Origin of the sequence: Vibrio sp. 2CM40D, from assembly GCF_023161825.1 — a bacterium.
Classification (GTDB): Bacteria; Pseudomonadota; Gammaproteobacteria; order Enterobacterales; family Vibrionaceae; genus Vibrio; species Vibrio alginolyticus.
Genome location: NZ_JALNTL010000002.1, coordinates 46,720 through 68,519, shown reverse-complemented (window position 1 = coordinate 68,519; position 21,800 = coordinate 46,720). Strand labels below are relative to the sequence as shown.

The window sequence follows — 21,800 nt, the reverse complement described above, 5'->3', positions numbered from 1 at the left end:
GGTTGGTCAGTAAGGAGAGAAATTATGAGTAACAAGCCAGGAACATATTATGTTCCCGCTCAAAGTAGCTGGCCGATCATCGGTGCATTTGCTCTGTTTTTGGTTGCTGTTGGCGCAGGCATGACCGTCCAGGGGACACAAAGTGACGGTGCAGTGGGAACCATTGGTGGCATTGTGCTAGCGGTGGGCTTCTTGTTCTTGCTTTACATGTTGGCTGGTTGGTTTAGTAATGTGATTACTGAATCACTGAGTGGAAAATACAGCTCGCAAATTACTCGTTCTTTTCGCCAAGGAATGAGCTGGTTTATCTTTTCTGAAGTGATGTTTTTTGGTGCCTTTTTTGGTGCCTTGTTTTACGCCAGAATGATTTCTGTGCCTTGGTTAGGTGGGGCAGATAATAACTTCATGACCAACGAAGTCCTGTGGCCAACCTTCGAAGCGATGTGGCCACTCACACTGACACCGGGGGGAGAAACAACACAAGCTATGCCGTGGCAGGGCATACCCCTTACCAATACTATCTTGCTGCTATTGTCGTCTATTACGCTACATATGGCGCATATAAGCCTTGAGCAAGACAAAAGAACGGCACTGATTGTTTGGTTAGAGATAACCATCGTACTTGCTGGCTTTTTCCTATATTACCAAGCGGTTGAGTATGTTCATGCTTATCAAGACATAGGGCTCACGTTGCAGTCCGGTATTTACGGTAACACGTTCTTCATGTTGACGGGGTTCCACGGTTTACACGTTTGTCTTGGGACTATCTTCTTGATCGTGCTGCTGTTCAGAATCGCTAAAGATCACTTTTCGCCAAAGAACCATTTTGCCTTTCAAGCGGGCAGCTGGTATTGGCATTTCGTGGATGTGGTTTGGTTATGTCTGTTTGTGTTTGTTTACGTACTTTAGGCGCAGTGTGAACTCTTGGTTCGACTAATAAGGGCGAGGGTTTGGTGCTAGCCAACCCGAGCTGAGCGCAATAAGCAGAAGGATGACCACCAAAGCGGAGAACATGACTCGACGGCCTAAGTAATGACTCATGGGTTTGTCTCTTTTTTCAGGATTATCTGGGTCTTCACGAACCATTTCGATAAGCGCTTTTGCGAGGTTGAAGATAATGAAAAGCAGCAAAAGGACAAGCGTCAGTTTGAATAGAAATACGGTGGACATGGCACCTCCGGTTTCATCATTGTTGTTATCAAGACAATTATGGCTATCGAAACGGTTTTGGGTTGCAGTTGGTTTAACTGTGGTTGTGTTTTCTCTTTTGGTCAAACTGGGTTTTTGGCAGTTTGAGAGAGGGCAAGAAAAACAAGCATTGGAACAAGCCATTCTCGCGCGTGCGGATAGTGCGTACCAAGCACTAAGCGTCGTTCTTGAAGACAACGACTGGCGAGAGGAAAGTATCCTCGGGAAAAAAGTGGAAGTTAATGTTGTTCCTCAGGCGTTTCCCGTAATTTTGTTAGATAACCAAACGCATCAAGGCAGTGTGGGATATTTAGCATTTCAGATTGTATTGACGAGCGATGAGCCTAGTGCCTATGCGTTATTGGAGCTTGGTTTTGTCGAGGGAAGAGCAGAACGCTCAGTGTTACCAACGGTCACCAAACTCGATAATTCGACTTTCATCACAGGACGCCTGTACCGAAAATCTACTAATCCACTGAGCTCAGAGTTAATGCCGGAAGTTGGCGATGTTATTCGCGTGCAAAACCTAAACATCGCGCAATTGAATCAGCTACTGAATATTGAACTTATGCCCGCAGTCTTGCAGCCAGACAATTTAACTCGTTGGCCCTATGACTTTCCTTGGAATCCATTGCCACTCAATAGTGCCAAACATTTTGGCTATTCGATTCAATGGTTTTCGATGGCAGGTGTTTTCTTATTACTGACTTTAATTGTTTTTGTTCGTTGGCAAAAAAAGTTGCGTCACATGGAGGTGAAGCATGACATCTAAAGTAACCAAAGGACGACTAATGTTGATTGCGCTGGTTTGTACGTTCGCGTTTCCCGCTGTCATTGCAAAAGTCATTCTCACACAAGGGTGGTATCAAAGCGGAGTGACCAATAGAGGCGAGTTAGTCGAACCATACACGACGTTAGAGCAACTTGGTCAAGAGTCACCTCTCAAAGACCATGCTTGGCAACTCGCTTATGTATTGCCTAACGAATGCACTGAAGAGTGTAAACAGCAGCTTTACCTGCTTCAGCAAAGCCATGTTGCTTTAGGTAAGTATCAAGAGCGGGTAGTGCCAGTCGTTTGGCAGACTGAGCATTCAGATCCCATAGAAGTATCGATGTTAGCGATGCAAATGAATGAATTGGTTACCGCAAAAGTGAAACCTGGGCAAATGTTGATCGTTGATCCTCTTGGGCAGCTAGTGATGTCTTACTCGCCGAAACCAAATGAGGACTTAGTCCTATTGAATAAAGGTATGTTGGCGGACTTACGCAAGCTCTTAAAACTGTCACGAGTCGGTTAGAGGAAGTGCATATGAAATTAATTCAGTTGGTTAGATTCAGTTTGCTGCTAACTCTCGTGGTGATCATGTTAGGGGCATATACTCGCCTTTCAGATGCAGGGTTAGGTTGCCCGGATTGGCCTGGTTGTTATGGGCACTTTTCTGTGCCGCATCAAGAAGAAGACGTCATACGTGCTAACCTGAACTTCCCCGAGCGGGCAGTAGAGCATGAGAAAGCATGGCTTGAGATGATTCATCGCTATTTTGCAGGAACGTTAGGTTTAGTCATTTTTGCGATGGCAGCGATATCAGTAAGGTCTGAGCGTGTAAATTCAACCATTCCGATGTTGCTAAGCGTACTGGTGATTGGGCAGGCACTTTTGGGAATGTGGACAGTTACTCTTAAATTAATGCCCGTCATCGTGATGCTTCACTTGCTCGGTGGTTTTGTTTTATTGGCGTTACAGGCGATTTTTTACTGCCAATTAAAAGCGCAAAACAATCTCTATTTCTCTCCATCTTCTAGCTCTCTGAGAGGCTTTTCATTGTTGGTTTTTCTGGTTGTTTTGGTGCAAGTGCTCCTTGGAGGATGGACTTCGTCAAATTATGCTGCGCTGATGTGTACCACACTGCCGATTTGTGAGGGAGACTGGATGAGCCATCTCTCATGGAAAGAAGCGTTTTCTTTCTGGCAAACTGGATTCGAGAATTATGAATTTGGTGTCTTGGAGTATCCGGCAAGAATGACTATACACGTCACTCATCGTATAGGCGCTATTGTTACCGCCACCGTGGTATTGGCTTATAGTATTGGGCTTATGAGGCAAGATTCTCATCATTCACAGAGAATCGGAGGGTGGTTGTTATTCACTCTGGTGTGCCAAATTATGCTGGGTGTAAGCAACGTAGTATTTCAACTTCCTATCTATGTCGCGGTGGCGCACAACCTTGGTGCCGCTGTTATGTTGAGTCTCGTTTGTGTTAGCCAGTTTTACTTGTGGCAGGGTAAAACGGCTTGGAATTACACCGCGAAAGGAGTTCGCTATGAGTAAAGAAATCGCGCTGTCGTTAAATGGGCGAAAGCGACTAAGTTCCGTTTATTTGAAGTTAACGAAACCTAAAGTGGTGGCGTTAATGTTGGTGACGGCAGTAGTAGGGATGAGCTTAGCCCCGGTTGATGATTTCCCCTGGTTGCAGGCGGTAGTTGGCCTAACGGGGATTGGTCTGATGGCAGGGTCTGCGGCAGCGTTTAATCATCTAATTGACCGCCGAATTGATGCGAGAATGGCACGTACACACAAACGACCATTGCCATCGGGTGAGACTAAACCATCATCGGTGATAGCCTTCGCTACAGTTTTAGGTGTCTTAGGGTTTGTACTTCTATATGCGATGGTCAACCCGCTGACGGCATGGTTGACTTTGATGAGTTTGCTCGGCTATGCGATGGTATACACAATGTACCTCAAACGTGCTACGCCCCAAAATATCGTCATTGCAGGGATTGCCGGTGCGATGCCGCCTCTTCTCGGTTGGACTGCTGTAACAGGGCAATTACATGCGAATGCTTGGCTGCTCGTGATGATCATTTTTATCTGGACGCCACCACATTTTTGGGCGCTCGCTATTCATCGTGTCGAGGATTACCGCAAGGTAGATATTCCCATGCTGCCAGTGACACACGGTATTGAGTACACCAAAACTTCTATTCTGTTGTATACGGTGCTATTGACTTTGGTTTGTGTTCTACCGGTTTTGGTTGGTATGGTCGGCGTGGTGTATCTTTTTGCCTCGCTACTACTCAATGTTGGCTTTATGTACCATGCATGGAAGCTAAAATATGCACCAGAGCCAAATACCGCGATGGAGACGTTTAAATTCTCTATCTATCATCTTTTGGCGTTGTTCATTGCATTGCTTTCGGATCACTATATTGGTTTTTAACCTCTCTTAAAACAGAAAACGCCGCGTGGTTCGCGGCGTTTTTGGTTTTGATACTTTGGCTTTAAGATAAAGCTTTCTAGATTTATTGAATTTCTAGCAGTTCAACATCAAAGATCAAAACACTTGCTGGTGGAATTGGGCCAGAGCCACTCTTACCATAGCCAAGCGTGCTTGGTACGAAAAGGCGGATTTTCTCACCTTCTACCATGTATTGTAGACCCTCTTGCCAGCCTTTAATGACTTGGTTAAGACCAAATGAAATCGGCTCACCACGATTAACAGAGCTATCGAATACCGTGCCATCAATCAAGGTGCCGTGGTAGTGTACTTTTACTTTACTTGTTGCCGTTGGGTGAACCTCACCTTCGCCTTTTTCAAGAACCATGTATTGAAGGCCACTTTCTGTTGTGATGACGCCTTCTTTTTTCGCATTTTCTAGTAAGAATGCTTGGCCTTTGGCAAAGTTTTCATCTGCTACTTTATGGTTTGTCCAAGTACGGTAAATGAAAAAGCCCGCCAAAATAAAAATAATAAGAGGAAACAAAAATTTAGACACGTAATCTCCTTGTCTATTTAGGTTGTTTTAGCAAAAAGTTGATGGTTTCTGCCATGGCTTCAACGCTATCATGACCACCAGTAATCACTTGATATTTTCCGTTTACGATAAAGGCTGGAACGGAGTTAATTTGGCCGCGAGTCGTGATCGCTTCTACCTTAGTGATGTACTCAAACAGCGTTTTTTGTTGTGCTTCATCTAAATGGTAAGGGCTGATAAGTTTGCGAGACTCAAAGGCTTTCTCAACAGCGATTTGGCGTTCCTCAGCCGTTGCATCGGCACCCATTTGCACAGCAGTAAAAAGATCTGCCATAAACGCTTTATCTGGTGTTGATTCAAGCTGCATTACGGCAGTATAGAAGATGATGGCGCTCACTTGTGCACTTTCATTGAACGTTACATGCATTTTTTCAACGCTTTGATCGGTCAATGATTCAATTTGAGGGACAAACTCTTCCATTGAGCGGCAGTGGCCACAAGTTAAAGAGAATGCTTCAGTCAGGGGAGCTAAATCATATTCTTCAAGGGATACTGGCAAAACTTCGTATTGTTTGCCTTGCTGAGGCTGACTCTTGCCGCTATCGCATGCCGACAAAGCCATTACGGCAACAACAACAGCAAAGCCTTTCGATATGGTTTTTAACATAGTAGTGCTCTAAATGAGAAATTTGCGTTAGTTTATCGGTTAACGATAGTGACTAAAACCATTAAATAACAATAAAGTGAGACCATTGGTAACAGACTTTGCCTGACGTATGGGCTGCAAGGGTAGGGTATTTTAGTGTTGCGTTTTATTTGAGAGATGATTTTGCATTGACTCCAGTGGCATGAACGCTGCATAGACAAACCAATCGGTGAACAAAAGCGCTAAAGATTCGGCGTGTTTTGTCGACACAATGAACAAGAGTTTTTCTACGTTGGTAATGGTATGAAGCATTGGTTTTTAATTGTTTGTGGCATTCTGGCCGGGTGCAGCAGCCTCGATCAAGATATGGTCCCAGGTGGGAACATTTTAGATACAGCTCCTAAATCAAACACTGATCTGAGACACCCAGAGTGGGGATACCCGAGCGTATCCAATGTGGCTTCTTCCTCTCGTTCATATCAAACGGCGAGGGCGTCAGTAAAAAGGTCGCAAAACGTGACCTCTCTGGAAATGTTCCTGAGCAGGCATAACATTCCTCACGAGACGCTCAGTGGTGGCCACCTGATGATACGTTTGAAAGAGCAAGTGCATTTTCAAACGGGCTCAGCAAGGTTATCTGCTCAATCTCAAGACTGGATTCGAAACATTGGTCACTATCTGGCGGGAAGAACTGATGTTGATGTCGTGATTGATGGTCATGCGGATAGTACGGGAGCTGAAAGTTTCAACGACACGCTATCTGAAAAGCGAGCTCGTGAAGTAGAAAAACAACTATTGGCGACGAGTATTCCACGTCAACGAGTGTTTTCTAGAGGCTTCGGAGAGTATGTACCGAAGTGCAGCAATGCGACAGCGAGTGGTAAAGCTTGCAATCGGCGCGTAGAGCTAACATTGATCGTGGATGAATAACGCAGACGTTGGGCGGTAATCTTCGTTGTGTTGTTCTTGCATACCCGTTATTTGCTTAGTGGAGTTTAAGTTCGGAGTTGAGCAAGAAGACTGAATAAGGAAAGCTCGCACGGCAACATCTAGCTAGAAAAAATAGAAAAGAGGCACCGTTAGGTGCCTCTTTTACATCCGCCAATGTTCATAGGGGGAACTTAGGCAAATTCTTTTTCAACGTAAGCGACGATGTCAGATGACTCGTATAACCACTGTGTCTCGCCATCTTTTTCGATACGAAGACAAGGGACTTTAACTCGCCCACCACCTTGCTCTAGTTCAGCTCGATGAGTCGGGTTATTTTTTGCATCACGTAGCTCAATGTTCACCGATTGACGCTTCATTGCACGGCGGACCTTTACGCAAAAAGGGCAGGCTTCAAATTGGTAAAGTGCGTATTGTTTCGCTTTTTTATCAATACGTTGCTGTTCTTCTGCGGTGCGCTTAATACCACGAGGTGAGAACACCACGTTCAGCAATAAGATAACCTTGCCTAAAATCCAACGGATAAACTTCATAATGATCCCTTGATGTTCATTGGGTAATTGTCCTTTAAGAATGCAATCATGATGCTTGTTGCACTGAACGTGAAGTCTATCAGTTGTTTGAAATGGATAAAACCATGTATTTTATGCGGAAAATAGGCGTTTAAACCAACCCCAAAAGCCACTTGCTGAAGCCGGACGGGCTTCTTTACCTTGATAAAAACTTTGCATGAGTTCGGTTATGAATGCATCAACGTCCATGCGTTTTATGACAAGCTCATGCTGCAATGTATTTTGAGTCTGCTCGGCATGATCGTGCGCCAAGCTGAAATCCATATTTAAATAGCCTTGCGTGTATAACCAAAGGTGGGTGACTAAGATTAGGTCTTCAGCAGATTGGTTAGTAAACTTATCCGCGAGCTCATTACCCAAGGAGTCAGTCAGAACTTGCTGCATACGCTGGGTAGAGTGAGCATGTTGCTCGTAGTTAGCACTTGCTTCAATATGTGATTTGGTCAAAAGGCCAAGCAGGTGAAGAGTAGGTGCTGTTGTGGGTTTGTTCTCACAAACTTTTGTAAATAGTTGTGACTGTTCTTTTAACCAACGTCGCTTTGCTGCTTTATGTTCTTTAACAAAGAGGATTTCTTCAAATCCCATCTCTTGACTCAGTTCACTAAGAGACGTCATGGTTTTTTAGTTCCTTCACCGTTACTTCGATATGTTGATCATTGATATCAACAAAAATTGAGCTGCCAGTAATCATAACAGAAAGGCTAGTACCTCGGTCAAGGTGCTGACAAATCAAGTCGATAGCGTCATAGTCAAAGCTCTCTACGTTGACGGGAAGCATTGAGAACTTTCCTGACATTTTGTCCCACCAGACAGCCGCTTTGGTGTTATAAGTGTAAACTTTTACATGCTTTGCGAGGCGAGAAGCTTTCTTAATTCTGTCTGGTTCTGGTTCGCCAATTTCAATCCAGTGAGTAATGCTTTGATCATCGCCAACATGCCATAAATCAGGCTCTTCAATCGTAGAGAGTCCTTTTGTAAACTCTAGATTGATTTGAGCATTTAAACAGTAAGCTAGAATGCGAGCCAACATTCGTTGCGGCTTTTCAGAAGGGTGAAGGGCGATAGTTAGATTTTTAGAATCGTAATAGTCATTATTCATATCGGAAATGGCTATACGAAATTTGTAAATGGTTGGTTTAAGAGCCATAGATTTATATCGTTTTGTTGGCAAAATAAGTTTTAGGCAAAAAAATAGCCAGCTTTAAAAGCTGGCTATCGTATCAAATTCTTTAAGAATTAAAGTACTTTGATTTGCTCTGCTTGAGGGCCTTTTTGACCTTGAGAGATAACAAATTCTACTTTCTGGCCTTCAACTAGAGTACGGAAGCCGTCACCAGTGATTGCAGAGAAGTGAGCAAATACGTCAGGACCGTTTTCTTGTTGAATGAAACCGAAGCCTTTAGTTTCGTTGAACCACTTAACTGTGCCAGTAGCTGTGTTAGACATGTCTATTTCCTAAATATCTAAATAATGTAATCTTTCGCCTCAACGGCGCTTATAGCGTGGAAAAATAAATTGCTATTGCGTACCACAGGACGACGGGTTACAAGTAATCCAACGAAATGTGAAAACAAAGAACTTTCTTTCTAGCCGTGTTTGAGTCTAGGTTAATTCCACGAAGAGTCAACATATATTAGTGCTTTATGGACAAATATTTGTATTTAGTCACTATTTAACCAGCATGTTTTTGATTAAATTTCAAATAAATGACGGTGATGTGAAGTTTTTTAGCATAAAATTCAACTAAATCTATAAATTTGACTTATTTATATAATTATTGTCCAATCTGGTTCGACCATTAAGGAGGATTTATGGCAAAGCGTAAAATCAGTCCTCAACCGAGTGGCTCACAACATGAGACCGACTTCGGCAGAGGTGAAATCAAAGACAACGCGTTAAAAGCGGTTGTTACCAGTCAGCTGTTCCAAACACGAGTCGTTAAAGCGAAAAAAGGTAAAGGTAGCTTCAGCCGTAAAATGAAGCATAGAGGCAAAGAGCCCTATTCAAAGTTCTCCCCAAGGTGGATTTTGAATAGGGCTTTTTTATTGGTACTAGGTGTTTGCAAAACTGATGATATTCAATTTTTTAGTACCAGATAAGTTTTCCTAATTTATCATGTACTGCTTCAACTGCTTCAACGAACCAAGCGTTGAAAGTACCAATTAAGTACTAAAACTTACTAAGTTAGATTCATATCAATAAGCGTCACTTCCTGTATTATGCAACTCTACTATATCTTTAGTCTAATCAAACAGCCGAGATTATGGTTTAAAAAGACTGGTGAGAAGTAGGTATGTCATCGACGAGTTATGGTACTTATGGTTGCAAATGTAAAAAAGCGTGTGCTTCTTTATTACTACTGTGGCTGTCCATTTGTCCGATGGCGCATGCGCACAAATCAGAGTCTCATTCTTTAATTGTTGCTAACTCCAAAGCGTGGAAGCCGTTCTCTTATCTTAGCCCAGATGGTGAACCTAAAGGTATTTTAATCGACTTTTGGAAAGAGTACGCGGCGAACAACCAAATCGACGTTCAGTTTCTCCTTTTGGATTGGGATGCTTCTTTACAAGCCGTAAAAGAGGGTAAGGCTGACTTTCACGGAGGACTTGTCTACTCGCCCGAAAGAGCGAAGTATATGGACTTTGGCGCAGTCATAATGCCTGTCCAAACCAAATTGTACGTAAATAAAGATGTACTTTCGGTTGATATCAGGAGTGTTTTAATTGGCGAAATGACGCTGCCAATTGGCGTTGTTAAAGGAAGTTACGAGTCTGAGTTTGTTCAGACGAATTACCCGAATGCACCTATCGCAGAATACATTAACAATGATTCGATGATACAAGCCGCCGTCGATAAAAAGGTGCTGTACTTCGTTGCAGACCTGCAAGTTGCTAACTTTTATATGGCAACCACGCCGGGAGCGGGTATGTTTGTCCCGACAATTAGCTTATATAGTAAAGATCTTCGGATTGCAGCAGGAATGCACAGTGCAACTTCCATTTTAGAGGTATCACGAGCGTTTGAAAAAGTCATCGATACGGATCGTGAGCGGATCCTCACCCGTTGGAGTGTGGTGAAAACGGTTTATCCACTTTATCTTTTCCCTATTGCTATTTTCATTATGGCGGTCGCAACGCTTTATCATATTTTTGCTCTCAAACGTATGGTTGCTCTTCGGACAAGGCAATTAACGATTGCCAATCAGCAATTGCTGGAGATGACGTTGACGGATTCTCTCACAAAGCTATACAACCGTAGACACCTGATTGAGCAATTGGCGCTACTGAATCATTTGAAGCGAAACTTAACGGTGATGGTGTTTGATATTGATGATTTTAAATCAATCAATGATCGATATGGCCACCTTGCTGGAGACCGAACAATAGTTGCCATCGCAGAAGCCGCTAAGTCGATGACTGATGACCGAATGACATTGGCGAGAATTGGAGGAGAAGAGTTCGCACTTGTTACGTCTTCTCTGTCAGAGCGAGAAGCGCTCAATTTTGCCAATATGCTTTGTAAAGCCGTTTACGATCAGCCTGTTATACTGGGCGGACAAGCAATTCATTTGAGTATCAGTTTGGGCTGTGCTTACTATCCTGAGTTTACCCACATCGTGAGCTTGCAAGATGCTGACGAGTTGATGTATCAAGGTAAGTCTGAAGGAAAGAATCGTGCAGTTTTCCAAGTTATAACAGACTGTCAGCTTCAACCTGCGCTTCGTCAAGTGAATTAGGCTAATTCAACTGATACTTCAAACCATCCTCAAGCCTCAAAGTTTTAGTCAGAGTAAGGTGGTAAGCGTTGACGATCACGTTGCGTTGTTTTCTTTGAGGCCAATTTGCGTACAAATACTATCACTTTCATATATATAAACCCCCGCCTGCTCACGTTTTTATCATAGAAGCAGTAATTGTTTTAAAGTGATAAGTGATTTCTTGGTAAAGATCAGAACCCCTGTCTACACTCAGTGTAAAGTAATGCATATAAAGCATGATGCATACAGTGTTGTACAAAAACAATTAAAGAAGATAAGAAATAAGTTGGCTTGAGAAGGACGGGGAATGAACAACGAATGCTTTGCTAGGTTCCGAGCTGTCACGGATGAACTGTCAATGAAAGAATCGTTGTCAGTTGGGAAAGACCCTTATGCTCACTATCTCAAAGATATTGTGGGCATTGATTTGTTGTCTCGTGAAGAGGAGTTGCATTACGCCAAACTTAATCGAGCTGGTGATGAAGAAGCGCGCGAAATGTTAATTGAGTCTAATCTTCGACTTGTTGTGAAAATCGCAAAAGGTTACCTCAAACGGCCAGGCAATAACTTTACTCTGCTCGATTTAATAGAAGAAGGTAATATTGGTTTGATAAAAGCGGTAGATAAGTTCGATCCTGAGCCAGGCTACCGTTTTTCTACTTATGCGGTATGGTGGATTCGCGAGAATATAGAAGCGGCATTAATGAACAATGGCCGCACGGTACGTTTACCTGCTCATGTGTGCAAAGAGATAAATAGCCTGGCTTTAAAAAAGCTCGATGCGTCAAAAAGTGAGAGCAAGGAGTTGTCTATTTCTGAACTCTCACGCTGCTCAGGGGTGAAAGCAGAGCGCATAGATGAACTTGTTGCTCTAAGTGGTTTTATTGATGTATCGACCACGGCGGACCTACATCGTGTTCCATTTGTTCTTGAACTGTGTGAAAGTGAGTATACGCCAGATCCACAACAAGACTGTGAAAACCAGTGCTTTACTCAAGCTATTGAAAATATTATTAAAACTTTGCCAACTAAGTTGCAGAAAGTCTTGATCCATCGATTCGGATTATTTGACCAGAGAGTGAAAACCTTGTCGGAAATAGGCCTGTTATTAAACGTATCTAACGAGCGTGTTCGTCAGATGCAGATAGAGGCGGTTGAACGCGTGCAGAAACGTCTCCGATTCGATGGTTGGGTTTAAGATTTTTAGCCCCTTATCCTAGCCGATTAATTTACTGGCTTGCTACTCTGTTCTTCCGTAAGTAACAGCAGCTCAAGCTGTGCTTTAGCTGCTGACTCCAATCTCCATACACTCAATAATCGGTTAAGTGCTGCGCGATAAGCACGACTTTTGAGTAAAAAAGCGAGCGTACTTGTGTAGTTGTTTACGACTTGCGCTTGTGTCTCGACTAATGCAGTTTTGTTTTCGATGTCGATGTGTTGAAGGTTAAAGTCAGGAAGAAACGCACACTCATACCATACCTCTACAATTTCATGAATTTCGAGTTCTTCTTCAGGCACATCGAAGTCTTGTAACTGGTAGTTTTCTGGTATTGTTGATAAATAAACCACATCCAATTTGTCTGCAACAAATGTATACATCGGATTCCTTAGTGTACGTGCTTACAGAGTAAATAGTCTCATCGTTTACATTTTTGTCAATGACCGTGCTTAAGTATGAATGATGAACCACACCACATTCCGAACTTAACTTAGACTTTTTAAGTACTTATCGGTTAACCCGAAATACTTCAAGTTGCCATCTGGCTCCAAGACTAAGCTCATATTGGAAGTAGAGATCATGCCCGGATCATTCGTTGAGAAAATAACGGTCTTATTGAGTAGTTTGTCGCTGAATAACCGCTTGAAGTAGTGCGAGTTTTCTTGCTCTGCACCATTAAATGGCTCGTCAATGATAATCAAAGATTGTTCGCAGTTACCTAGCCCTAATGCGAGCCGCAGTCTTTGTTGAATACCATTTGGTAAACTTTTACAGATATCAACGCTCAATTGAGTGTCCAGGCCTTGTGGCAACCATGTATCGAGCTCAAAGAAACTCACCATTTCACGCATTTTTTCTGTTGGGATTAACCCATTATGCAAGATGAAGTTAGTCTCCAAGGAGCCTTCAAAAATATGCAGGTTAAACGGGATGTAGTTAATCGAGGTTCGATAGCGGTAACTGTTGAACTGTTTGATGTTATAACCGTCCACCGAAACTGAGCCTTGATAGCGTTCCTCTAGCCCAGCGATAATAGAGATGAGCGTCGTTTTACCGCAACCTGTTGGTCCACAAATCACGACTTTTGCGCCCGGTGGAATTTTAAAACCAAGATTAGTTAAGCCTGTTGCCGCACCACTATAACGATGGCTCACACCAGAGCCGACGATACTACCTTGAAATAGGCGAATAGGGGGGCTTTTCTCTAACGTTAGCTTATCGTCGTTCATCGCCATAAGGTTGTTGATTTGCGCAGAAGACGCCTTAATGGATTGGAACTTAGAAATAGAGTTGTAGATGCCCATAATAGGCCCCAACGCCTTCCAGACTAAAATTACGGTAGCGAGCATTGCACCTGCATCGGAGGTGCCGTCCATCACGCCGATAACGGCCGCGACGATACTTGCGGTACCAATAACCTGAATCAAACTTCCGCCTGCTGCCTGAACCCTGCTATTAGTCACTGAAACATGTTCTGCATCGTTGGTGCTTTGTAAATGCGATGCGCTAAAGCGGGACTGAATAACACGCAACAATGGCAAGCCTTGGATGGTTTTTATACCACGAAGAATCTCATTCCATTGGTAAGAAACCATGGCGTTGGCGCGAGAGCTCTTGGACGTGGCTTGCGAGTAGATGTAACGAGAATAAACACAGAACACTAACATTAGAATTAACCCCGCCATAACGACTAGCGCCGCGGTACCAGACATAAGAGCAATGGCAATAATGAATACGATAACAAACGGCATGTCGAAGTAGCTTAATGTTGACTCTGCGGTTACCAAACGGCGGAAAGTGTCGATGTCCTTCAATCGTGCTAACTGAGAAGAGACACCAGCGGTAGATGTCATCGAATAAGGAAGCCACAACAGTTTGGATATTACGTTTTGAGAAATATGCACCGCCAAATCCTTTCCTGATGTGGCGATGATGTTGACCCGCATTGTCTTGAAAAAGTATTCCGAGAACCCAACAATCACAGCAAATAACGTGAGCCAATAAAGCGTGGCTTGCGAGCTAGAGGTTAAGGCGAAGTTGTACACACTCATAATAAAAAAGGGCTGGAGTGCGCCGAGAATGCTGACCACGAAGCTGAGAATAATCAGGCTTTTGAGTTCATTGTTGTAGCGATAAAACGCGTATTTAATCCAGTTACTGCGGTCTTGAGATTCAGGTGGCGGTTCTCGGAATAAGCGGGAGTATTCGCTGATCGAGACCAACAAGCACGGCTTCTTGCAGAGCGGGTATTCAATGGTGTTGTTATTTGTGTAATCAAACAGGATCAGTTTGCCGTCTTTAGTGCCCAAGAAAATCGCAGTGAGGTTTTCTATCTCGATAAAACAAGGATGAGGATGCCCCTCGATGTGCTCCAACGTTTTTAGTTTGGTGACGTCACAACGGTAACCAAGGCGTTCAATCGTAGCGATAAAACTGTCGCTGTCTTTTGGTTTAGGGATAAAAGCGTCACTGAGGATAGAAGGCGTGCCTTCCCATTCAAGCGCTATGAGGGTGTAAGCTAAACCACGAATCAAAGGTGACTCATTGTATCGCTCGTCATAACTGCGAGCCTCAAAGTCCAACAAGCGCTGAGGGACATTGTTAAAATCAACCAAAATACTCATTGGTCACCTCCGGTAAGTTTGACGCGTTTGAGGCGATGATTGAGTTTGTCCATCTTGTTGCTGACGATGATGAGGATTTTGTCGTTGGCGCGATAGGCGGTGCTGGTCAAAACCAATCGAGCAAAGTCGTCATCATAAACACAGTCGATGTCGTCGAAGATCAACACACGTTTGTTCGCGAGTAAGGCACGCACTAACAACAAGGCATAAGCGACTTGGCGCGAGAATGGGTTGCGTAAATGTCCTTTAAGCTCGGTGTAAAAACCAGCGGGAAGGGCATCGATTTGTGCCTTGATGTTCATGGTTTCGCAAAGCGCAAATGCCGTGTTATTTAAGCTCGGGCGGAAACAAGTCAAGTTGTCGATGATGGTGCCTTCGACGAACGAACTGGTTTTGTCGACCATGAGCACGCTATTACGCCAGACGTTGTAGTTGACGTCATCGAGCGGTGTCTCGTTGATTTGGATATCGAGCTTGCTGTCGGTGTTTTGCCGCGTAATGCAATTGGCGAGGTGGGTTTTACCTGCGCCGCTTTTCCCCGTCAGCAAGTAAGCCTGACCACGTTCAAACTCGATGCGTTGTTTTTCCGAATACTTCACCGAGATGCGCTCGACTTCTGTAGTGTCATTTTGTTGTTCTACAGATGCAGCAAGTTCAAGCAGCTCGGCGATACGTTGAATATGAAGCTTGTTCAACTCCCATCGACTCACCGTGCGCATTACTTGCTGGTATGGCGCGAAGTAGCGGTTGGTAAGCATGATGATGGCAGCCATGATGCCTTGGCTCGATTGCATGTTGATAACTGCCGTTGCCAAAACCACCACCACACAAGCGATGGAGAGCTGTTGTATGAGCGACAAGATAAGGTTGAAGTTTGATTCAATTTGCTCGTATTTGATGTTCTCGACTTCACGCTCTTCCACCATTTGTGTCATCAAGCTCTCAACGCGATATTCCATATTGCGCGCTTTGATATCGAGCGGGCTAGAGATGATCTCGATGATTTTTGAGGTGGTTAAGCCTTCGATGTCGGATTTGTTCTCTAGGCTGTTGATCTTTTGCTTGGAAAGGCTGAGTGCGAACACGGCCAAAACGATGGAGGCAAGTAAGATGGTCACCCCAGCCCAGATGTTGATCAGACCGATAATCAGAATGGTCAGTATGCTGACTGCAAGGTTGATCAATGCCCGTACAGATTCTCCGCCAAAGAAGGATTTAATCTCTGGAATGGTAGCAATACGCTCTAGGTATTCACCGGGTTCTAGGCGACGAAACTTCGATATCTCAGCCAAACAGATGGATTGAAACACCTTGTTGGTTAGGTTGGTTTCGAACTGCTTCATGATCACCGACGAAATCTTCTCTTCCTGATTCTTTAAGTGATAGTCGAGGAAGATGGTGATCAAGATAATGGCAAACAGAAGAAACAGCGTGTCTTTAGCTTGGTTAGGTAAAACTCGGTCAAAGATAATCAGAATCGAAAAGGGCAGTACTAAACCAAACAGCGTCGAGATGACCGTTGAGAAAGTCAGGTAACACTTGTCAGCAAAGTTAATCTTCTGGGAAAAATGCTCAGTTTGCATTGCGACCTCCTTTCTTAATCGATGGTTTGGAGAGAAGGTGTTTTGGAACTAAGTCTTGATTGCTTCTGCCTTCGATATCACTCATCAACTGCATGATGCTTTCGATAGATTGAACCGATAGCATGCCTTTGATTTGCTCAAGATTGATCGATTCAATGATGTAGTCATAGCGCGCGCTCTCGTAATCACGTAGTGCGCTAAACAGTTTACTTTCTGCTGCCAGTAAGTCGGTAATGGTTCGCGTACCAAGCTGGTAAGCGCGTTGAATGCCTTTGTAGGAAGCGTAGTTGGCTCGGATGATGTTCTCGTAACTGCTAATAGCACGGGAGAAGTCATTAATGTTGAGCACCGAGGTGTTAACGCTATTGCGCGTAGTGAACAACGAATCTTGGTACAGCAACTCGGTTCGCTCGATAGCAGTTGACGATTTTTGATAACCGTAGTAATCCGAACCGCCGGAGAAAATCGGCACATTCAAGTTCAAACCGACGCTGGTGGAGTTACTGTCCCCTGTTGCGGTTGGGTCGGTTCGGTCATAGTTGTTCGCATCGTCGTAGCGGTAACTGGCAGAGAGCGATACGGTCGGCACAAAGTTTGAACCGCTTTCTTTCAAGCCTCTTCGGCTGCGCTCGACGGTTTTCTTCGCAACCAATAAGTCGTTATTGAGCTTCAAAGCTTGTTCAAGAATCTCACGTTGTTCGGATTCGCTGATTTCCGCCAAGGGCACGCTTTCGTAGATGTCCTGTGATGGGGTGACTGGGTATTGAACTTGAATCTCTAAACCGTTCAAAATTACGCGCCGGTCTTTCTCTAAGGTTCTTAAGCGATTGGCAATGCCTTCTTTCTGGGCAATTACCTCATACAACTCGCTCGCCGCAGTGTTGCCAAGTTCCACGTTGCGACGCATTTGGCGCTCACGTGTTTCAGACGATTTAAGTTCTACTTGGGTGGCTTTGATTTGCGCGTTGTTTTTCAGGTATTCGAAATATTGCGTCGCGATTTCAGAAATGGTGCTCTGGATTTTGTTCTCGTGTTTGATTTCTTCAATGTTGAAATCAAGCTTCGCGGTGCCGTATTTAAAGATGTCACCAAGGTTAAACACCGATTGGGATAAAGACACGCTGTAGCTGTTCGAGTTGTAGCTAGAACGTGTATCCGGTGTTCCCGTTAATATGGTCTCGTTTTCATTCCATGTAGTATCAGCGGCACCGTTTAAAGAGGGTAGAAACTTAGAACGGCTAATGTCGATGTTGTATTCGTTTTCCTCCACGCCTTTGTCACTAGCGCGCAGAGATAAATTGTTTTCCAAGCCGAGCTTGACCGCCTCAAGCAAGGTGGTCGCCATTGCCGAAGGAGCATTGCTCAATGTAAGCGCTGCCAATACGCAGCTAGTTAAGTTTCTGTACCGCCACATACTTGTTGATCACCTTGATGATTTCGTCGTTTTTATAAGGTTTGCTGATCACGTAATCCATTCCAGCTTCGATACAAGCTTGGTGTTCATTACTACTGGTCAATGCTGTCGCGCCTATGATGGTGCAAGGGTGTTGTCCGCTCTCTTGTTCGTATTGTCGAATGCGTTTGGTTGCTTCAATACCGCCCATGCCAGGCATGATGCAGTCCATAAAAATGATGTCCGAGCGCTGATTCATGAAGTGCTGAACAGCGTCTGCGCCATCGCCAACGGTGTCGGCTTCATATTCTTGCTTGCTCAAAATACGTTTGAGTAGAATCTGTTGAACACGGTCATCTTCCACAATTAGGAATGAGCTGTTCTCCATCTGATCTTCTGAGGCTTCCGCTTCCATGATTGCCAATAGGTTAGGGATGAACTCATACGGGATCGCAGGGGAGTTCAGAATCTTGTCGACAAAGGTATGGCTCTCTTGTGCTTGCTGAGTGCTAGTGACCGAAAGCAGCAACTTGGTGTTCGGGTGATTGCGCAGTTGCGATTTCACCGTTTTGCTCAGTGAGGGCAGCTTGTTTGGCTCGAACGTGTCGGTCAGCATGATGGCATCGTATTCGCCAAAGGTTTTTGCCGCAGAGAAGAGTTCGTTCGGCGTTCGAATTGGCGTAATCTCTAAGCCCAAGTTGACTAACATTTTGTTCATCACATCAATGCGCAGCTGAGAGTTGGCACACAGTAATAGGCGCTTATTGTCGAAGCGAGTTTTCTCGGTGTGGAAGCTTTTGGCTTTCAAATCGAGCTGAATTTGAAAACGTTCCTGATTGCCCGATTGATACCAATGGCTCTCGTAATAGCCATAATCTTTCAACACGCTTTTCGCCAAATCGTCTTTGGTTGCAGTGTGCTGTTTATGGTCGCTCCAGTGTAGGGTATTGAGCTTGGCAAGCGGCACATCCAGCGTGGTTAAGAAGTTTAGATTGATGGTCAGACGGGTATTTTCAATGTCTGACGCCGCACCTGATTCAATGGTGACAAACAGTTTCTTGTCGGCTTTGAGTTGGATGGCATTTGATAGCTGTAGGAACAACACCCAGAATAAGCTGGTGGATTGTCCTTCAACACGGTTTGGTAAGTTATCTGAGATAAAGCAGTCTAGCTCACCTTCATTTCGCTGCACTTTGGAACTGATGTGAATCATCAATTCAGACAGCACATTCAGCAGTGAAAACTCTTTCGATTTGCTCTCGGTTCCTTGTGAAATGAGTCGGTTGTAGTTCTCTGCCAATTCAGACAGGGTATTGGCAGCCGAGGTTATATCTTGCGCCATCAACACGCCGCTATCATCGGTCTCTTGTACAAGATATTGCACCCCACCGTTAATGGTGTTGGTGATGCCACGAATCTCGTAACCAATCAGAGCATAGAGTTGTTTGTAGAGATCGTTATTGCGTTTTTGCTCTTCGAGTTTGCTGAAAATCAGTTTTAGGTGAGAGTAGATCTGACGCTGCTTCGGATTGATGCTCACTTCGTTCAGCAACTCTTCCAGCCTTTGTAAATCCAGTTGTTTGAGCTCTTGGTAAAGCCCATCGAACTCTTGGTCAATGTCACGCTCATTCGAGCTGGATTTTTTCAGTTTAAGGATTGCCACCAAGTTCGATAGAACGGCGATACCAACCAACACAACAACGACCATAAACAACCAAATGAAGAACTCGTTTTTCTCCATCATTAGGTCGCTCGCATGGTTGTTAAACATGGTGCGATAGTTGTCGTCCATTTGTAGGTAGTTATTGGTGAGCGAGAGGTACAGTGCCAACACATCGTCGCGTGTTTTTTGGCTGTCTGAGAAGCGATTGATTGCCAGTTCAAGCTGCGTGTATTCGGTCGCGCCCACCAAGCTAAACTCGGTTTTGTTGAGTGACGCGAGCGACTTAAATTGGTCAATTTCGTCTTTCAGAACCTCAAAATCAAGCTCTGTTGTACTGCAATAACGTGCGCTTAAACAGCGTTGAAGCGTTTGAATATCAAACTCGATAGTTTGGTTGAGCTGTTGAGCTTGAACCAAAAGAGGCGCGTTTTGCACTTTCTCGACTGAATCCACTTTGTCCCAAGAGATATACAAATAAAAGGCGAGGGCAGCCAGCATCAAGCTGAAAGCAATGCTTAGGCGCATAACAGGAACGGAAATATTGTAAGAAGGCTTACTACTCATCCATCACCTCTCATCGAATGCGTCTTCGATAGCCGACATAACCGGCTTCGCTGCGTATTCGATAACCCGGCGTGAACCTGTTTTCACGTCTGCGGTAAACTCCATATAAGGGGACAGCTTGTATTGTGTGCCTCCGCGCTCTAGATAGTTTTGACTGATTTGGATTTCCGCGAGGTAGAATTCAGCGTCTTCTTCTTCATAAGAAGAACGGCTGATCGATGCAATTCGACCTTCCAAAAATCCGTATTTGGCAAAGTTGTAGGTATCCATCTTCACTTTGACCGCTTGTCCGATTTCTACAAAACCCATGTCTTTACGCGGGATCTTCGCCTCTCCATGAAGGGCGTTATTGATCGGTGCAATGTCCGCGATGCTTTCACCTGGCGGTATCACAGCGGAGCGGAAGTTGAAGTGCACTTTATCTACTACACCGTCAATAGGGGCGTAAACCACGAGGCGATCCACTTTATCTGAGTGTTGAGGACGTAATATACGTTTCAACTTTAAGTCCTTGTTTGCTTGAATGATTTGTGCTTGATACTCGGCATTACGATTCTCCACCAAGTCTCGGTACTGCTTCTCTAGTTTGTCGAGTTGGAAGCGCTCATTCATGACCGACTCATCAAGGTTTTCAATCTCACGCACCATGTTTGACTCTTGAACCTGCATATTCAGAACATCGACGTAAGACGCCATTTCCTCTTTGTACAAGGTGTTCTTAATATTGAGCTGCTTGCGTATCAAGGAGAGCTGGTTCTCGGAGCTTTTACGGCGCTTGAGCATTGAATCAATAAGCGAATTCTTATGTTGGATATCGTGAGTGATCAACTCTTCATTGGAACGGTTTTTAGAAAATTCTTGCTGCCAGGTATTCATGTTGACTTGCACTAATTCTGGGTACTTTTCGATGTAGGCAGAAAAATCGGGTTCCACCATATCGCGCAGGCTTTCGTAACGGATCTTGTCTAGCTCAAGCTGAATGATCTCTGTGTTTACCGTATCAAGTTGAGTGTTTCTATCCAGAGAGCGAAGGCGTGCAATAGGCTGACCTTCATAAACCACTTCGCCTTTGCGTACTAGCATTTCTTCTAGAATACCGCCTTCAAGGTGTTGCACTTTTTCGATGTCAGATTCGAGCAATAGCTCACCGCGCACCGACACCACAATGTCGATACGAGCCTGAGATGCCACGGCGATAGCCACCATGGAAAGCAAAAAGATAACCAGCAAGGTTTTGTGTACGCTGGTCATTGCACTGGCTAGCACGATTGTATCGTCTGCTGTTACCTTCGAAGCTTCGTTGTTCGAAACGAGTGCCTTTTTGAGGTGATGTTCTATTTGCTTATTACTCATGAGCCACCCCTACGATTCACTACCTGTGCGGCTATCGATTGAATTTTCGATTTTTAACAGCTGGCTAATTTGTTTGTTTACGTTGTTAAGCTCGGTTTTAACGTCCTCGATCAATTCATTAGGAGCAGGGAAATGGTGTTTGTTTAAGTGTTCAAGCTTTGCCAATTTTGGTGGTAAGTCGTCATCACATAACAAGACGAGAATGGTCTTTAGCCTTTTTGAATAACATCTGAGTGCTTCAAAACGGTTTTGTTTATGCAGCATCTCAATATCAATCCCTGCATCACTGAAATCTTGGTAAAAATCGCCTAATAGCAATTGCAGCCCCTTATGGCTGTTGTCGACTGAGCGCAACAGACTTGTCATATTTATCATTATCCCACCGCACTAATTGCTTTAATGACAACAAGTAAGGATCTTTATACTGGGTTTTCAAATTTTTTTGTTTTTATGGAACTCGAAAGGTATGAAAAAAGTTGTATAAAAAAGTTGGTTTCTAAAAATGGTGTCCTTTACTGCCTCTAAATACGATCA

The 21,800-nt window shown here is 44.1% G+C and carries 23 protein-coding genes; 9 read left to right on the top strand and 14 right to left on the bottom strand.

Features of this window, described 5'->3' with window-relative positions:
• Window positions 1-24: 24 nt before the first annotated feature.
• Complete coding sequence (locus MTF70_RS03695; RefSeq protein WP_005385214.1) at window positions 25-909, top strand: cytochrome c oxidase subunit 3; 885 nt, start codon at window positions 25-27, stop codon at window positions 907-909.
• A 24-nt stretch (window positions 910-933) separates the two neighbouring features.
• On the opposite strand, the gene MTF70_RS03690 is transcribed toward MTF70_RS03695, so the two are convergent.
• On the bottom strand, window positions 934-1,170 hold the full coding sequence (locus MTF70_RS03690; RefSeq protein WP_005391169.1) for a DUF2909 family protein: 237 nt from the start codon (window positions 1,168-1,170) through the stop codon (window positions 934-936).
• On the opposite strand from MTF70_RS03690, the gene MTF70_RS03685 reads away from it, so the two are divergent.
• From MTF70_RS03685 to cyoE, 4 genes are read left to right on the top strand one after another with little or no spacing between them, the layout of a single operon-like run.
• Window positions 1,169-1,960, top strand: coding sequence for an SURF1 family protein (locus MTF70_RS03685; RefSeq protein WP_085569294.1), 792 nt, complete (start codon window positions 1,169-1,171; stop codon window positions 1,958-1,960). The genes MTF70_RS03690 and MTF70_RS03685 overlap by 2 nt on opposite strands.
• Window positions 1,950-2,486 (top strand): cytochrome oxidase biogenesis cluster protein, encoded by a 537-nt coding sequence (locus MTF70_RS03680; RefSeq protein ID WP_085569293.1) that lies wholly within the window; start codon window positions 1,950-1,952, stop codon window positions 2,484-2,486. The genes MTF70_RS03685 and MTF70_RS03680 overlap by 11 nt, the downstream gene beginning before the upstream one ends.
• Before the next feature lie 11 nt (window positions 2,487-2,497).
• Window positions 2,498-3,517 (top strand): COX15/CtaA family protein, encoded by a 1,020-nt coding sequence (locus MTF70_RS03675; RefSeq protein ID WP_017635865.1) that lies wholly within the window; start codon window positions 2,498-2,500, stop codon window positions 3,515-3,517.
• Window positions 3,510-4,409, top strand: coding sequence for a heme o synthase (gene cyoE / locus MTF70_RS03670; protein ID WP_005375639.1), 900 nt, complete (start codon window positions 3,510-3,512; stop codon window positions 4,407-4,409). Before MTF70_RS03675 ends, cyoE begins: the two co-directional genes overlap by 8 nt.
• Before the next feature lie 82 nt (window positions 4,410-4,491).
• On the opposite strand, the gene MTF70_RS03665 is transcribed toward cyoE, so the two are convergent.
• Window positions 4,492-4,965, bottom strand: a complete 474-nt coding sequence (locus MTF70_RS03665; RefSeq protein ID WP_005375638.1) for an FKBP-type peptidyl-prolyl cis-trans isomerase — start codon at window positions 4,963-4,965, stop codon at window positions 4,492-4,494.
• 13 nt (window positions 4,966-4,978) lie between these two features.
• Window positions 4,979-5,611: a thiol:disulfide interchange protein DsbA/DsbL gene (locus tag MTF70_RS03660; protein WP_205461318.1), complete on the bottom strand. Its 633-nt coding sequence runs from the start codon at window positions 5,609-5,611 to the stop codon at window positions 4,979-4,981.
• 282 nt (window positions 5,612-5,893) lie between these two features.
• On the opposite strand from MTF70_RS03660, the gene MTF70_RS03655 reads away from it, so the two are divergent.
• Window positions 5,894-6,520 (top strand): OmpA family protein, encoded by a 627-nt coding sequence (locus MTF70_RS03655; protein ID WP_205461320.1) that lies wholly within the window; start codon window positions 5,894-5,896, stop codon window positions 6,518-6,520.
• A 191-nt stretch (window positions 6,521-6,711) separates the two neighbouring features.
• Here MTF70_RS03655 and MTF70_RS03650 read toward each other — a convergent pair whose 3' ends face one another.
• The 4 genes from MTF70_RS03650 to MTF70_RS03635 all read right to left on the bottom strand — a co-directional run bounded on the left by MTF70_RS03650 (window position 6,712) and on the right by MTF70_RS03635 (window position 8,556).
• Window positions 6,712-7,071: a glutaredoxin gene (locus MTF70_RS03650; protein ID WP_053350481.1), complete on the bottom strand. Its 360-nt coding sequence runs from the start codon at window positions 7,069-7,071 to the stop codon at window positions 6,712-6,714.
• 111 nt (window positions 7,072-7,182) lie between these two features.
• Complete coding sequence (locus tag MTF70_RS03645) at window positions 7,183-7,725, bottom strand: hypothetical protein (protein WP_205461322.1); 543 nt, start codon at window positions 7,723-7,725, stop codon at window positions 7,183-7,185.
• Window positions 7,712-8,257, bottom strand: coding sequence for a YaeQ family protein (locus MTF70_RS03640; RefSeq protein WP_054865867.1), 546 nt, complete (start codon window positions 8,255-8,257; stop codon window positions 7,712-7,714). The genes MTF70_RS03645 and MTF70_RS03640 overlap by 14 nt, the downstream gene beginning before the upstream one ends.
• A gap of 89 nt (window positions 8,258-8,346) precedes the next feature.
• Window positions 8,347-8,556, bottom strand: coding sequence for a cold-shock protein (locus MTF70_RS03635; protein ID WP_005375625.1), 210 nt, complete (start codon window positions 8,554-8,556; stop codon window positions 8,347-8,349).
• Between the two features lie 365 nt (window positions 8,557-8,921).
• Between MTF70_RS03635 and MTF70_RS03630 the strand changes: the two genes are divergently transcribed.
• From MTF70_RS03630 to MTF70_RS03620, 3 genes are all read left to right on the top strand, one after another.
• Entirely contained in the window at window positions 8,922-9,209 is a 288-nt protein-coding gene (locus MTF70_RS03630; RefSeq protein WP_017821594.1) for a ribosome alternative rescue factor ArfA, read from the top strand.
• A 194-nt stretch (window positions 9,210-9,403) separates the two neighbouring features.
• Window positions 9,404-10,846 (top strand): sensor domain-containing diguanylate cyclase, encoded by a 1,443-nt coding sequence (locus tag MTF70_RS03625; RefSeq protein ID WP_054865868.1) that lies wholly within the window; start codon window positions 9,404-9,406, stop codon window positions 10,844-10,846.
• A gap of 328 nt (window positions 10,847-11,174) precedes the next feature.
• On the top strand, window positions 11,175-12,065 hold the full coding sequence (locus MTF70_RS03620; protein WP_017635872.1) for a sigma-70 family RNA polymerase sigma factor: 891 nt from the start codon (window positions 11,175-11,177) through the stop codon (window positions 12,063-12,065).
• 26 nt (window positions 12,066-12,091) lie between these two features.
• Here the strand turns inward: MTF70_RS03620 and MTF70_RS03615 are convergent, their stop codons facing one another.
• From MTF70_RS03615 to MTF70_RS03585, 7 genes are all read right to left on the bottom strand, one after another.
• The gene (locus MTF70_RS03615) at window positions 12,092-12,466 is read right to left on the bottom strand and encodes a hypothetical protein (protein WP_205461324.1); all 375 of its coding nucleotides are present in this window, start codon (window positions 12,464-12,466) and stop codon (window positions 12,092-12,094) included.
• Between the two features lie 105 nt (window positions 12,467-12,571).
• On the bottom strand, window positions 12,572-14,710 hold the full coding sequence (locus MTF70_RS03610) for an ATP-binding cassette domain-containing protein (RefSeq protein WP_205461335.1): 2,139 nt from the start codon (window positions 14,708-14,710) through the stop codon (window positions 12,572-12,574).
• The gene (locus MTF70_RS03605; RefSeq protein ID WP_205461345.1) at window positions 14,707-16,293 is read right to left on the bottom strand and encodes an ATP-binding cassette domain-containing protein; all 1,587 of its coding nucleotides are present in this window, start codon (window positions 16,291-16,293) and stop codon (window positions 14,707-14,709) included. Before MTF70_RS03605 ends, MTF70_RS03610 begins: the two co-directional genes overlap by 4 nt.
• Window positions 16,283-17,707 carry a TolC family protein gene (locus tag MTF70_RS03600; protein WP_053307835.1) on the bottom strand — a complete coding sequence of 475 codons (1,425 nt, stop codon included), beginning with the start codon at window positions 17,705-17,707 and terminating at the stop codon, window positions 16,283-16,285. Before MTF70_RS03600 ends, MTF70_RS03605 begins: the two co-directional genes overlap by 11 nt.
• Complete coding sequence (locus MTF70_RS03595; RefSeq protein ID WP_205461347.1) at window positions 17,682-19,913, bottom strand: response regulator; 2,232 nt, start codon at window positions 19,911-19,913, stop codon at window positions 17,682-17,684. Before MTF70_RS03595 ends, MTF70_RS03600 begins: the two co-directional genes overlap by 26 nt.
• A 3-nt stretch (window positions 19,914-19,916) precedes the next feature.
• The gene (locus MTF70_RS03590; protein ID WP_033906830.1) at window positions 19,917-21,266 is read right to left on the bottom strand and encodes an HlyD family type I secretion periplasmic adaptor subunit; all 1,350 of its coding nucleotides are present in this window, start codon (window positions 21,264-21,266) and stop codon (window positions 19,917-19,919) included.
• Between the two features lie 9 nt (window positions 21,267-21,275).
• Window positions 21,276-21,644 (bottom strand): hypothetical protein, encoded by a 369-nt coding sequence (locus tag MTF70_RS03585; RefSeq protein ID WP_205461380.1) that lies wholly within the window; start codon window positions 21,642-21,644, stop codon window positions 21,276-21,278.
• Between the last annotated feature and the right edge of the window lie 156 nt (window positions 21,645-21,800).